This is a genomic window from Sphingobacterium sp. UBA7249 (assembly GCF_002472835.1).
GTDB classification, from domain to species: domain Bacteria; phylum Bacteroidota; class Bacteroidia; order Sphingobacteriales; family Sphingobacteriaceae; genus Sphingobacterium; species Sphingobacterium prati.
On sequence record NZ_DKST01000025.1, the window covers coordinates 309,541 to 323,566 of the forward strand.

Genomic DNA, 14,026 nt, shown 5'->3' on the forward strand with positions numbered 1-14,026 from the left:
TTGGTTGTACAAGCCTGGGCTTACCTTGTATCTCTTTTTTATTTTGTCTTTTAATTTCAACTTATTCATTAATCTTTGTTCTATTCATCCCGCAGGTTATCTACCGGATTTGTCCGGGCGACTTTCAGCGACTGGAAGCTAATGGAAATCAATATTAGGATAAATATGCAAAATATCGGGATCAAAAACGACCACCACTGTATATTGACATGATATGCAAAATTGGAAAGCCATTTGTCCATGAGTAAATAAGCTAAGGGAAGGGCAATGCCGATACCGATCAGAAATAACCTGAAAAAGGGTTTATTCAATTGGACAAAGAGCAGCTGTGCTGAGGCACCGAGTACTTTTCGGATACTCATTTCTTTCTTGCGTAATGCGGCCTGATAAGCGGCCATGCTGAACAGGCCCAATGCAGCGATAATAACCGATAGGCTGGCGAAACTATTGAAAGCGACCTGTAGTTCCTGCTGTTTTTGGTGTTGTAAAGCATATTGTTGATCCATAAAGGAATAGTCTAGCGGTAAATCCTTGGCAGATGTATTTTTTGTCCATTCTTTTTTGACTGTCTCAATTGCCCGATCGACCATTCCGGGGGTTGTTTTCACCATAAGTGTCGTCTGAATGCGCATGCTCCCACATTCATTTTTAAAAGAATAGAGAGTAGGTTGAACGGCATTTTCAAAACCATAGGCTTTGCTGTCTTTGACGAGGGCTATGATTTCAAAATTTACGTCACAGCCACTGATTTTTGCACCAATGGGATTTGATAGCCCCAAACTTTTAGCGGCAGATTCATTGATGACCGCATAGTTGGAGAGGGAGTCACGGAGCAACTGATCCATGGATAGATTGCTATTTCCTTGTAGATTGGGGATACTTAATGTTTTGAAATAGCCTGGATCGATACCGACATGAGCAAAGGAAATATTCTTTTGTGCATAGGAGAATTCCATTTTGGGCGGTTGTTCCCCTTCTCCCGGAATATTTGTTGCGGAAGCCACCACCGCAATGCTCGGATCATTTTCTAATCGCCGTTTCAATTGGTAGAAAGAACCATCACTCTTGGAGTCGTAATACATACCCACTCCTTTGAAATTGACCACTTGCGCTGGCTCAAATCCTTTATCCGTATGCTGCATGTACTGAAGCTGTCCCCGAATCACCAGCATACCCGAAATAAACAGAATCGCCATGCTGATCTGAAAGGTTAGTAAGGCATTTCGGAATGTTCCTTTTTTTAGTATTGCGGATAATCCGCCTTTGAGCAGATTGACGGATTTGAAACCTGAAAGAACGATGGCAGGGTATATTGCGGATAGGATCGTTGTTAATAGAACAGCGACACAGAGCTGGATAATGGTTTCAGAACTTAAAATATAGCTTCTGAGATCATCATTGAACCATCTTTGTAATACGTTGCCGGTAAGCGCCAAGGAAATGAAACTCAATACTGCCGCAGCGCTGGTCAGTATAAATACTTCCAGTAATAATTGCCTTACGATGGCCCAACGCGAACTTCCCAATATTTTTTTAAGGGCGAGCTCTTTCAGGCGTTGATCGGCTTGGGCCATAATCATATTGGCGAAATTGGCGGATGCAAGCAGGAGGATCAACAGGGAAAGAATACCGATGATCCATGTGATGAGATAGGCGGTGTTGCTTCCGGTTTTTGGTCGCAGGTGCAGGTTGGCCAATGGATCCAAGTAGATCTTACCTTTGGCATAACCGGAAGAGCGTATTTTATCTTTTGGTGCGATTTCCTTGTGGTAGATTGTGTTGATCTGATCGGTCAACTTAGCGATATCTGTACCCGGTCTGACCTGAATAAAAGTCTGGTATAAAAAGGGATTATTTTCAGCAAAGAGATCCTGTGGTTCACGGATAAAAAGAAGATCGTAATCAATTATGGATAGACCTTGCTCTTTGATGGTGCCATAAATCATCTCCCATACACCTAGAGCGAGGCTTTGAGTTGGAATCGAATGAGGGCTGTCAAAATTTAGGTCCTCTTTTTTGAATAGTTGTTCGGCAATAGGCCTTTTGACCATGGTCGCATCCTTTTGGTCCTTGTTTTTGTAGAGTGGTCCAGTCGCATTTTCGATTTGAAAGATTCGTGCGGCTGAGGAGTCAATCAGCGCAGCATTTTTAATAAGGACTGTTTTTTCACCAAAAAGCGGATAACTGCCGTAATTGTAAACTATTTTCCTGCCAGCATAAATGATATCTGGTAAATTTTGCTTTAGCAATGGAGCCAGGGAAGGAGAGGTCTCGCTCGTAAAAGCGCCTTCAGCTTCCAGGCCAATCTGATAGATCTCCCTGTAATTTGGATTCCATTTATCAAAGCTCGTTTCCCGATTGATGTATTGATAGGAAAGGATAAAACCGGTAAAACCAAGTGTCAGTCCGATAATATTCAAGAATGTGAAACCCTTATTTTTTAAGAGTTTACGCCAAGCTAGCTTGAAATCATTTTGTGCCATACTATAAAAATACAATCCCCTTGCCAGTGTTTTAACTGTTTTATTGTGAGTTTGTTAGGTGGTTGTTGCTCATTTTTGTTGTTCGATTTCGGACAGTTTACGTTCACAATCGAACATTCATTCCCCCTAAGCCATTGGTTCATTGCCCACCACGCAACAGGCAAAGCAATGACCAAGGCAACAAACACCAATTTTTAAGGTCTTTGGACTTTATTCATCCCTTAGACTATCGACTGGATTGATACGGATAGCTTTCCAGGTCTGATAACTAATCGTCCCTAAGGCTATGAGGACAGCACTCATGCCGGCCAGAATAAAGTATATCCAATTTATATCTATTTTATAGTTGAAGTCTCTGAGCCATTGGTTCATTGCCCACCACGCAACAGGTGAAGCAATGACCAAGGCAACAAACACCAATTTTATAAAATCTCCAGACAACAGTTTCAGTAATCTGATCGTACTTGCTCCAAGCACTTTCCGTACGCCGATTTCTTTGGTCCGCTGTTGTGTTACATAGGTGGCCAGGCCAAAGAGCCCCAGTGCTGCCACAAAAATGGCGACGATGGCGAAACTGGTGAATATATTTTTCGTCCGTTCAACATCTTGATAAAGGGAGGCAAAGCCCTCATCCAAAAAGCTGTAATTGATTTTTTGATTAGGCGCAAATTTCTCCCACACCCTATTTATATCAGCCAACGTTTTAGCCATGTCCGTTGACTTGGTTTTGATCGAAAGGAGCGAAGGACTGTTGGACAGAGCCATACAGACCGGGACATATCCTTCACCTTTTAGCGATTCAAAAATAAAGTCATCGACAACTCCGATAATTGTCCATGTTCTTCCATTTGTAATCTGTACACCGATCGGGTTCCCTTTAATACCCAATTTTGAGATCATTTTTTTATTGACAATAGCGCCACTGCTATCAGAAGCAATCTGTGGATTAAAATTTCGACCTGCGATTAATCGAAGTCCAAAAGTGGAAACATAATTTTCATCAATATTCCAAAATTGTCCACCTTCTCCCAGTTCAATGTCTTCTTTTCCCTTGGCCCAAAATGGATTGCCATTTCGTTTTACACCATCCAATTGCACAGGGAGATAATCACCTATGGATACATTGCTCACAGAAGGAATAGCTTTCAGTTCATTTTTTAGGCTTTGCACCTCTGAAGCAATACTATTTATGCCACGAAGTACAATGACTTGATCTTTATTGAAGCCAATATCCTTGTTGAGCATAAAGCTGATCTGTTGATTTGCGATGAGGGCACAGATCATAAGGATTATGGAAGTTGTAAATTGAAAAACAACAAGTCCATTGCGCAATAAAGCAGATTTTGGGTTCGAACCTGATTTACTTTTCAAGGCATTGATTGGTTGAAATCCAGAGAGGTATACTGCAGGATATATGCCAGCGATGCCACCTATGGTCAACATGGCTAAGATCAAAGAAGGTATAAAGTACCATGCCGACCAGGGGATAAATAAAGTCTTATTGGCCAAATTGTTAAAAAGAGGCAGTAATATCCAGGCCAGTAAAATACCGATAATTAATGAAATTAAGCTGTAACATACGGCCTCCGTCATAAATTGGTTGATTAAAGTACTTCGGCTGGATCCAATGGTTTTGCGGATGCCGATCTCTTTAGCTCGTGTAGCGGCATTGGCGGTAGACAGATTAACAAAATTGATGCATGCGATCAGGAGAATGAAGAATGCAATCCCAGCAAATACCCAGACCATTTTGATATCACCTTGGTATTGCGTAGCCATGGCGTATTCTAAAATGTTTTTGGAGTATAAATGCATATCCAATGCGTTTTGAAGTAACACCTTAGATTGCATGGTCTCCGGTGATATTTTCATTCCATTCTTTTTGTTGATTAAAATATAATGATCCTCGACATAGTTCTTCGATATAGCGCGTTGTGCCGTGACGAGGTCGGTATTTTCTTTAAGCTTTACATAAGTGATGTAGTTCGTTGCTCCCCAGTTGTTTTGTTCGCCCTGGTAAAAAGGTTCACCCGCAAGAGAGATAAAATAATCATAGCCATAGAGACTTGAATTACTTGGTACATCGTCAATAACGGCGGTTATATTGTACAGAACGTTCTTGTTATTGTTCAGATAAATTGTTTGCCCAACAGCATTTCCTTTGAAAAACTTCTGTGCTTTACTTTTAGTGATGACCAGGCTATTGGGTTTGTCTAAAGCATGATTTAACTGTCCTTCCATGACGGGGAGCGGAAATATCTCCAAGATAGACTGATCAACATAAACGAAGCCTGCGTCTAAGTGATTCTCGGCTTTACCATTGACTGTGAAGAGGTTGCTCCCAGCCCCGAATAGCGTGTTGGGTAGCACTCGCCCGGCTAATTCGATGCTGGGTATTTCAGCCTGAAGGGTTTTAGCAGCGGGGGCCGGAAATGAAAGATACTGTACGGATTTATCACCGTCTGGAGCTTGGATTACTAGGCGGAAAACGCGGTCCATATCTGGGTACATCTTATCATAGCTGGTTTCATGTTTGATGTACAGTAAGATAAGTATACAGATCGCAACGCTAAACGCAAAGCCACCAATCTTGATGGTTGAGTAGAGTTTGTTGCTGGTCATATTTCGCCAGGCGATTTTTAAGTTATTTCCCATCATAATAAAAAAATTTAATACGGATACTTATTCATCTCTTAAACTATCTACCGGATTGGCACGGATAGCTTTCCAGGTCTGATAACTAATCGTCCCTAAGGCTATGAGGACTGCACTCATACCGGCCAGAATAAAGTATATCCAATTTATATCTATTTTATAGTTGAAGTCTCTGAGCCATTGGTTCATTGCCCACCACGCAACAGGTGAAGCAATGACCAAGGCAACAAACACCAATTTTATAAAATCTCCAGACAACAGTTTCAGTAATCTGATCGTACTTGCTCCAAGCACTTTCCGTACACCGATTTCTTTGGTCCGCTGTTGTGTCACATAGGTGGCCAGTCCAAAGAGACCTAGGGCAGCCACAAAAATGGCGACGATGGCGAAACTGGTGAATATATTTTTCGTCCGTTCAACATCTTGATAAAGGGAGGCAAAACCCTCATCCAAAAAGCTGTAATTGATTTTTTGATCGGGTGAAAATTTATTCCATACGGTGTTGATCCCGTTCAGGGTCTCTTGTAGGTTTTCGGGTTTAACTTTAATGGAGAGGAGTGATGGATAACCCCGCAATACCATACATAGGCCAGCGAATCCTTTACCTTTCAGCGACTCAAAAATAAAATTGTCCACGACACCAACGACAGTCCAAGTATTGCCATTGGTTATCTTTGCCCCGATGGGATTTTTTAATCCCAGCTCATCCGCCAATTTCTGGTTGATGATGGCAGCCGTGCTGTCGGTGGCCATTTTGGGATCGAAATTCCTACCTTTAGTCAGTTGCAATCCGAAGGTCTCAAGGTAATCTTGGTCAATTTCCCAAAACTGCCCCTGTGTGGCCATATCGATCTCCCGTCTACCTTCATTCCAAAAAGGGTTACCATTTCTTTTGGCACCATCAATGGGGACCGGGAGAAAATCGCCTAGGGAAACGGAGCTCACATTTGGAACGGACTTTAGTTCATTCTTAAGACTTGGGATCTGATTTCCCAATGTACCAATACCACGCAGTACAATGACCTGCTCCTTTTTGAAACCCAGATCTTTTTCCAAGATATAGCGTATCTGTTGATTGGTCACCAGGGCGCTAACAATAAGGATGATGGATGTAGCGAACTGAAAGACGACAAGACCATTTCTGAATAATGAAGATTTGGCTCCGGTGGTCTTGTTTTTCAATGCAGCAATCGGCTTAAATCGGGACAGATACAAAGCTGGGTAGATTCCGGCCAGGCCGCCGATGAAAATTATCACCAGTAATAAAGATGGAAAAAAGTATAGGGATGTCCAGGGAATAGTCAGGGACTTATTAGCTAGATTGTTGAATATAGGCAACAAGACCCAACTCAGCAATAGTCCCACGAACAGAGATAATACACTATAACAAATCGCTTCGAGCAAAAATTGTGCTATCAATAATGACCTTGTCGAACCAATTGTTTTCCGGATACCAATTTCTTTGGCTCTTGTAGCGGCATTGGCTGTTGATAGGTTGATAAAGTTAATACAGGCAATCAGAAGAATAAATAGCGCCACGGTGGCAAATGTCCAAACCATGCGGATATCACCTCTATTGAGTGTACTGACTTTATCGTCATCTATATCCGTAGACTTTAAGTGGATGTCAAGTGCATTTTGTAAGTTGATTTTTGCCTGATCGAATAAAGGATTGAGCTTACGGCCTGATTTTTTGTATTCGGGCAAATAGTGCTCTTTATAGTTTTTTAAGATCTCCTTTTCTGTCTGTTCAATGTTGACATGCGGTTTTAATTTAACGTAGACCGTGTAATTGTTGCTGAGCCATTGGTTTTGTTCGCCGGGATAAAAAGGTTCACCCGCAAGAGACATAAAGAAGCTATAACCGGCCAGCGTAGAATTTTGGGGGATGTCTTCGATCACACCGGTAATGGTATATAGCTTAGATTTGTTATTGTTCAGATAGATGATCTGTCCGACGGGATCATTTTTAAAGTATTTTTTTGCTTTACTTTTCGTAATGACCAATGTGTTGGGTCGATCCAATGCGTGCGCAAGTCCGCCTGAAACCATAGGTGTCGGAAACATGTCTAGAATAGATTGATCAACATAGACAAAACCGTCGTCATAAAAGCTTTGCGGATTATCGTTCAGGGAGAGCTGATTGCTTCCGGCGCCAAATAAAGGGTTTGGAAGTATTCGACCCGTTTGTTCTATGGAAGGAATTTCAGCTTTAAGTGTTGGGGCAACGGGTGCTGAAAGTGATACCCAACGTTCTATTTTACCTTCGATCGGGAGCTGAACGACCAGACGATAGGTCCGATCCATCGCTGGATAAAATTTATTGTAACTGGTTTCATGTCTGATGTAAAGTACGATAAGAATACAGATTGCGATACCAAAAGCAAATCCCCCGATCTTTATAAAAGAATAGAGTTTATTTTTTGCCATGTTCCGCCAAGCGATTTTTAGACTATTTCCTATCATAACAATACATTTTTAAACGCTTAGCGATAAATAAAGACCAGCTAACCCAGCTATCAGACTAAAGTCAATTGTATTGCCATTTTTTTAAGTTATTGATTTTTAGTTATTTGGTTTTGTTTTTGGATTTTATAGCTGTACGATATCGAACAGTTTTACGTCCAATATCGCACAGGTCATATTGTTGATGGTGAGAGGGAAAGAAAGTTATTCCTCAACCTCTTTAAGCTGGAGATGTTGACATAGTTCGAGCATCATTTTGGCCGGATCGGTGTCGATGGCCAAAGCAATTAAATACATTTCGTCCAAACGTAGTTTGGCACTCTCGGTCATAGTTAATTCATTGATCCTTGCCTTACTTAAACCTGTTTTGCGTGCAATCTGGGATTTATTTACAGATTTCTTCGCTAAAAATTCGCCTAATTTTGTCATCCTTTTATTTTAATAATCTGTCCTTTTGTATAGATAAATATATATAATGTTATTTTTATTTATACAAATGTTTTTGTTTTTAGAATATATTCTGTTCTTTTGTATTGATAATCTATATAAATGTTATGAGTAATAAATTTAAACCTAGCACGAGAGTGTATAAAAGGAAATGTCAAGAGATAGAAATATTGATATTTTACCGGATGATATTACACCGTATCTCGCGGCACCTCTCACCCGAAGAAGTTTCCTTTTTGATGGGTAAGCCATTGGATTTTATAAAAAAAGTAGAAACCTTCAAAATTAAATCGACCCGTGTTGATGATCTCTGGTTAATGCATCTTATACTAGAAATAAATAGTATGAATGCAATGTTGCCTTTCGGAGTTGAATTATCGTCACAAAAGTATATGTATGAATTGCATATGACAAAATTGGCTGACCGGGTTATTTACCAGCTATATAAAGTTAATGAGGAGCAAGAACAGCGAGTAACCGAATTTAAGTTAATAGACATCCGTCACGATATTGATCCTTATGAAAGTTCGACGGCGGATGAAGGGGAAAAGATAGCGGCTTTTTTGGATGGGCAAATTGACGCAGGATATTTTAGCGAGGAAAAAGAACCTTATGAGGTACATAAGTTATGTTGCGAGAAGCTGGAAAAATACATTCGCCCCAAAAATCTGATGAAGGTGCTAGATGATCTGCTCAGTCTGTCTGATGAACGCAAAATTGTTCGGAAAGAATCTCCATATGGGGTTGTCTATGTTTTAGCAGCTCACGCGGAATCGACTGAAAAGAAATAAGCAATTTTTAGCTGTTCACTTTGAACAGCTAGAAATTGCTACAAAGATCCTAAGCCGTAGGTACACCAATTATAAACTTCTATTCCCAACAGGTTAATAATAAATGCACTTTTGAACTTCGACAACCTACGGCTTGTTTTTTTATTCATCCCGTAAACTATTGACAGGATTGATACGGGCTGCTTGGAATATCCGGACAGCGATAATCGTTAAAGTCGTCAAACCAATAAGCAATCCCGTGAAAATAAATAGAGCGATCGGAACGTCAATATGATAGTAGAAGTTTTCCAACCATTTGTGTGTAAACCACCATGCTATGGGGAAAGCGATTAGAATAGCGATCAGCAGAAGTATGATAAAGGATCTGGAAATCATATAAGTGATCGTATTTACCGAAGCACCGAGCACTTTACGGATACCGATTTCTTTCACCCGTCGCTCTAGCGTATAAATGGCAATAGCTACAATCCCTAAGATAGCAATCATCATGCTGGAACCCGTAAAAAGTGCCAATTGCTGGTACTGTTTTTTCTCTTTGTTATATTGATGCTGTACCTGATCTTCCTGCCAGTTGATCTGCGCGATCCGGTTAGGAAAAAATTTGTTCCAGGTACTGTTTACCAAGGCTAAAGCTTCCTTTTTCTTACCTTCTTCTACACGGATAAGCATGCAGCCGCCATCCCATTCCTTTTGTGCCTTAATCGCAAAAGGACCGATTGGAAACTTTAAACTCGCTCCGTTAAATTCTTTAAATACGCCCACCGGCGTATTTTTTAGAGGCTCGTTGCTCCTATTGAGTTTTAAAGATAGCCGCTGGGCGGTCCCTTCGGAAATGAGCATGTTTGTAAAGACCGGGTGTCCGTTGTGTACCGAATCCGTAAACGGTCTGTCCAGCGCATAGTCTGCACTCAAAGTCCGGCCGTCGAGAAGCTTTATGCCCATTGTTTTGATATAATCATAATCCGCATAGACAAATACAACGGGAAGTTCTTTGTTCGGATTATCGGGGTCTTTTACTGTTTTAAAATCCACACTCCCACTAAAGGGAGTCCAGCCTGTGAGACTGACCGAGGTGATGTACGAATTTTTTAATAGCTCCTGTTTGAAGGCCTGATCCTTTCCTTCCCAGGAGGTATAGTTGATGGCCAAAAGATTTTTAGGTTCGTAGCCAAGATCTTTGTTGTACAAATAATGCAATTGCGCTCGCATGGACATCATACAGATCGCTACGATGATGGCAATGGCAAACTGGACAACTACCAGTACTTTGGTAAATGCCATATTGAGCGGAAGTCTAAAGAAAGAAAGCTGCTTCCGAAGTTCCAGAGACGGCTGTGTTTTTGATAGTGACAAGGCTGTAGGTAAACTGCAAAGCCAGCCCAGAACGATCCAAGTGGTTAGTAGTCCAACAAACATGAATAAGGAGTGCTGGTAGCTCATGGTCAATGGATGTTCTAAATAGTGTTCAAATGCAGGACTGATAAGCACATAACAAAAAAATGCAATCAGAAAAGAGCCGGCAAAGAGTATGGTACTCTCTAGGCCCATTTGCATGATCAGATTTTTTCGGCTTGCTCCCAACACTTTGCGGATACCTATCTGCTGTGTGCGTTTTAAAGCGTGTGCAAAGCTCAGGTTGATGTAATTGATACTGACCAATACAAGGATCAAGAGCGCTATTCCTGCCAGCAGATAAATATCTTGCATGGGGTTCTCCCATCCTGTAATACTTTGTAAGTGTATATCTTTGATGGGTTCAATAAAAAGATTGTGTCCTTTCGCCCAATCATCCAGTTTCTGCGCATTATACCACTTGTTTATTTTGGTTGAAAAGCTGTTGATATCAGTTGTGCTTTTGAGCAATAGAATTTGGTTTTGCAGCGAACCGCTTTTTTCGGGATTGAATTCATTCACCTTAGGCATTAGCACGAGGGCTTCTGCCTGAAAGGAAGAATTATAGGGCATATCCTCAATAATGGCATTGACATAATAAGCTTCGGGTTCCCCTTCTTGTGGTTTATTGTAGAATGTGCTACCGAGCACGTCTTTACCGCCGAAGTATTTTTGTACTGCGGAGGCTGTCAATGTAATATTTTTTGCGCCAGCAATAATCTGTTTCGGATTGCCTGCGATGATTTTTGTGTCAAAAAGATTGAAAAAACCGCTGTCGATTTCCAGCGTATTGATTTCGGTAAACTGCTTTGAGCGCTTGCTTATTGTTAATTTTGGTGAAAATGAATTGATCGAAGTATAATCAAGTACTTCCGGAAAATTAGCTTTTAATGTTGCAGATATACCTTCAGGAGCTCCTGAAATATTGTTTGTGACACCTTCCTTTGTTTCTTTGGGCACTATTCGCATTCGGTAGAGCTCATTGGAGTTGCTCCATTGTCTGTCGTAGGAAAGCTCATCAACGACAAGTGAACTGATTAACATAAATACCAGCAACGCAATGGTTAAACCAACAAGGTTTGATAGCGAATAGATACGATTGTGCATCAATGTTCGCCAAGCGGTTTTAAGATGGTTCTTTATCATACTGTTTATATGGATTGGTTTCTTACATTATTCATCCCTTAATTTTTCGACCGGATTAAATCGGGTGGCACGGAATACGATGAAGCCTACCAGTAGGCCAAGTACGCTCAGCAGTATGCCCAGTGGCAACAGGTAGGTTAATGTATTGATTTCTATCCGGATTATATAGTTCTGTAGCCAATGTTGCATCAGCATATAGCTAGATGGGACTGTCACCAAAACCGCCAACAAAAATATGCCATAGTACTCCTTTGAAAATAACAGCATCAAATGTGCTAATGAAGCGCCCAGGACTTTACGGATACCTACTTCCTTGTTACGGAGATGAATCGATAGGGAGATCAGGCCAGTCAATCCCAACACGACGATCAAAAGTGAAACAGCGCTCGCGATCTGTGCTGCTCGGTGCAGTTGCAGCTCCGTTTCGTATAGACCTTTGATGCGGTCATCCATAAATTGATATTTAAATGGTGCATCAGGCATTAATTCTTTCCATTTCTTTTCCAGTCCTTGCACCGCGCTGGACAGTTGGCCCGGTTTTAAACGGATACTTAGGTATCGGTATTGAAAACTCTCATGGATATCTGTCCAGACGATCGCCGGAGATGCCCGATGGAGAGAATTTGCGACAAAGTTATCGGTAACGCCCACAATGGTCATCTTATCTTTTGGATCATTTAGCGCGATCTGTTGACCGATCGCATTTTGGACATTATTGATGCCGAAATCTTCCATGGCTTTTTTGTTGATAACAACGGGTCGATTAGTGGCACCGTCCACCGCATTTTTCGGTAAAAAGGTACCTGCCAATAGCGGGATTTCATAAGTTTCCAGAAAGTAACCGTCACTGGTAATGCGTTGTACCTGGATATCGGTATCGTTATTATGGCCAAATGCAGGCTGCATATTGAAGCCCAGCAGTCCGGGAGTCTCATAGGAAAGACTCACGGACTTAACCGCTGATTCCTGCAGCAGCTCATGCCGGATGGTCTCCATTTTCCGGATACCACCCTCAGACCAGTCCCTTGGTGCTTGTACCGTCAATAGATAATCCTTGTTGTATCCTAAATTACTGTTTATAAATAAATGAACCTGTTTGGAGATAATCAAGGTACAGACTAATAGGAGAAGCGCAACAGCGAACTGAAAGAATAAGAGCACTTTTCGAACCAATTGCTTGTCGCCCAATACGGAGAACTGATTTTTGACCGAGGGAAGTATCTTGATATTGGACAGTTTAATTGCCGGATATAGCCCTGCCAGTACCCCGACCATTATGGTTAACAGACCCAATAAACCAAAAAAATAGATCGGTAAATTGATCAGAGACGGCAGCTTACGCATCAGTACATGTGCAAACAAAGGACGTAACATGCTATAGATGGGCAGACTGATCAAAGCTGCAATAGTTACGATAAGGATATACTCTGTCAGCAATTGCCTTACCAATTGTAGTCTGGAGGAGCCCATAATCTTGCGCACGCCGATTTCCTTCAATCGCGTAATATGCTGTGCAATACTAAAATTGATAAAGTTGATGATGGCCATGACCAGGATAAAAATGGCTATCCAGATTAGCGTCTGAATCATCTTGCGGACAGCGCTCTGATTATCATCTAGATAATAGCTTTTCAACGGTTTTAGGTCGGGGCTGTATTGGCTGGCGAATTCCTGATCGGTGTTTTTATGTACCAGCGTTTGAATCGCCGCATCCAGTTGTTGTGTCGTCACCCCGGCTTTCAATTCGAGATAACCTGCAATGTAAGGATTATTCCAGTTATCCACGGATCTGCCGAAGTATTGTTCGTTGGCAATGGGCAGGAAGATATCGGAATGCATATCCTTTGTCAAATCCATGACCGCATTTTGAACAGCAGTTTTTATAACGGCAGTGATTTCAAAATCATGTTTTTCGCCTTTGAAATTTTTAATCTGCAAGGTTTTTCCCAGAACATTTACGTTTCCAAAATATTTTAAGGCGGCCTGGTCAGTAATCACGACAGAAAAGGGATTTTTCAGCGCGGTCTTCGGATTACCTTCTAAAAGTTCAAAACCAAACATGGTCAAAAGGCTAGGATCTCCGAGGGCCATCCCTTCTTCATGGATCGTAGCACCATTAGCGATAATACCTGTTAATCCATCGATACGATAATAGTTGGCCACTAAATTTGGATATTCTTCATACAGGGCTTTGGGGAGCGCTCCGATTGTGGTCAAATTGATTCCAAATCCTTCCTTCTTATACTTGCTTTGTAATAAAAATTGCCGATCTATATTTTTGATCTTACTATTTACCTGATGAACATCCCATACATAGGCCCCGACCAGCAGTAAAAAGGTAATACCAAGAGTCAATCCGATCAGGTTGATCAGGTTTTGAATTTTTTTCTTTCGAATGTTCCGCCAGGCAATCTTGAAGTTTGTAAAAGTCATTGTCACTCGTATAAAGATTATTTCCATCACCGCAAACCGACCGGACGCAGGTTTCGGTTTTCGTTAATTTGTATACGATAATACAAATCCTTAGCCAAGCCTGTATTTTGTTGATTGTTAGTTTTTTAAAGTTGTTCTTTTATAGCGTAAACTGTCCGATTTCGGACAGTCATTGTACACCCGTGAACACCTTGATCTCATCGATTTCCCGAA

General features: G+C 41.2%; 7 protein-coding genes. 1 reads left to right on the forward strand and 6 read right to left on the reverse strand.

Annotated features, from left to right (window positions below; genetic code table 11):
• Positions 1 to 80: 80 nt before the first annotated feature.
• From B4A24_RS17960 to B4A24_RS17975, 4 genes are all read right to left on the reverse strand, one after another.
• Positions 81 to 2,483: an ABC transporter permease gene (locus tag B4A24_RS17960; RefSeq protein ID WP_293946408.1), complete on the reverse strand. Its 2,403-nt coding sequence runs from the start codon at positions 2,481 to 2,483 to the stop codon at positions 81 to 83.
• 210 nt (positions 2,484 to 2,693) lie between these two features.
• Positions 2,694 to 5,141 (reverse strand): FtsX-like permease family protein, encoded by a 2,448-nt coding sequence (locus B4A24_RS17965; RefSeq protein ID WP_293946409.1) that lies wholly within the window; start codon positions 5,139 to 5,141, stop codon positions 2,694 to 2,696.
• Positions 5,142 to 5,165: 24 nt separating this feature from the next.
• The gene (locus B4A24_RS17970) at positions 5,166 to 7,604 is read right to left on the reverse strand and encodes an ABC transporter permease (RefSeq protein ID WP_293946410.1); all 2,439 of its coding nucleotides are present in this window, start codon (positions 7,602 to 7,604) and stop codon (positions 5,166 to 5,168) included.
• A gap of 204 nt (positions 7,605 to 7,808) precedes the next feature.
• Entirely contained in the window at positions 7,809 to 8,033 is a 225-nt protein-coding gene (locus tag B4A24_RS17975) for a helix-turn-helix domain-containing protein (protein ID WP_293946411.1), read from the reverse strand.
• A 203-nt stretch (positions 8,034 to 8,236) separates the two neighbouring features.
• On the opposite strand from B4A24_RS17975, the gene B4A24_RS17980 reads away from it, so the two are divergent.
• Entirely contained in the window at positions 8,237 to 8,842 is a 606-nt protein-coding gene (locus B4A24_RS17980) for a hypothetical protein (protein ID WP_293946412.1), read from the forward strand.
• 141 nt (positions 8,843 to 8,983) lie between these two features.
• On the opposite strand, the gene B4A24_RS17985 is transcribed toward B4A24_RS17980, so the two are convergent.
• A complete protein-coding gene (locus B4A24_RS17985) occupies positions 8,984 to 11,380 on the reverse strand; it encodes an ABC transporter permease (protein WP_293946413.1) in 2,397 nt (798 codons plus the stop codon).
• Positions 11,381 to 11,407: 27 nt separating this feature from the next.
• Positions 11,408 to 13,813 (reverse strand): ABC transporter permease, encoded by a 2,406-nt coding sequence (locus B4A24_RS17990; protein WP_293946414.1) that lies wholly within the window; start codon positions 13,811 to 13,813, stop codon positions 11,408 to 11,410.
• Positions 13,814 to 14,026 lie beyond the last annotated feature (213 nt).

Bases quoted from the DNA above. Each gene is read 5' to 3' on its own strand.
- B4A24_RS17970 (WP_293946410.1), bottom strand. From the start codon at position 7,604: ATGATAGGAAATAGTCTAAAAATCGCTTGGCGGAACATGGCAAAAAAT.
- B4A24_RS17965 (WP_293946409.1), bottom strand. From the start codon at position 5,141: ATGATGGGAAATAACTTAAAAATCGCCTGGCGAAATATGACCAGCAAC.
- B4A24_RS17975 (WP_293946411.1), bottom strand. From the start codon at position 8,033: ATGACAAAATTAGGCGAATTTTTAGCGAAGAAATCTGTAAATAAATCC.
- B4A24_RS17980 (WP_293946412.1), top strand. From the start codon at position 8,237: ATGATATTACACCGTATCTCGCGGCACCTCTCACCCGAAGAAGTTTCC.
- B4A24_RS17985 (WP_293946413.1), bottom strand. From the start codon at position 11,380: ATGATAAAGAACCATCTTAAAACCGCTTGGCGAACATTGATGCACAAT.
- B4A24_RS17960 (WP_293946408.1), bottom strand. From the start codon at position 2,483: ATGGCACAAAATGATTTCAAGCTAGCTTGGCGTAAACTCTTAAAAAAT.
- B4A24_RS17990 (WP_293946414.1), bottom strand. From the start codon at position 13,813: ATGACTTTTACAAACTTCAAGATTGCCTGGCGGAACATTCGAAAGAAA.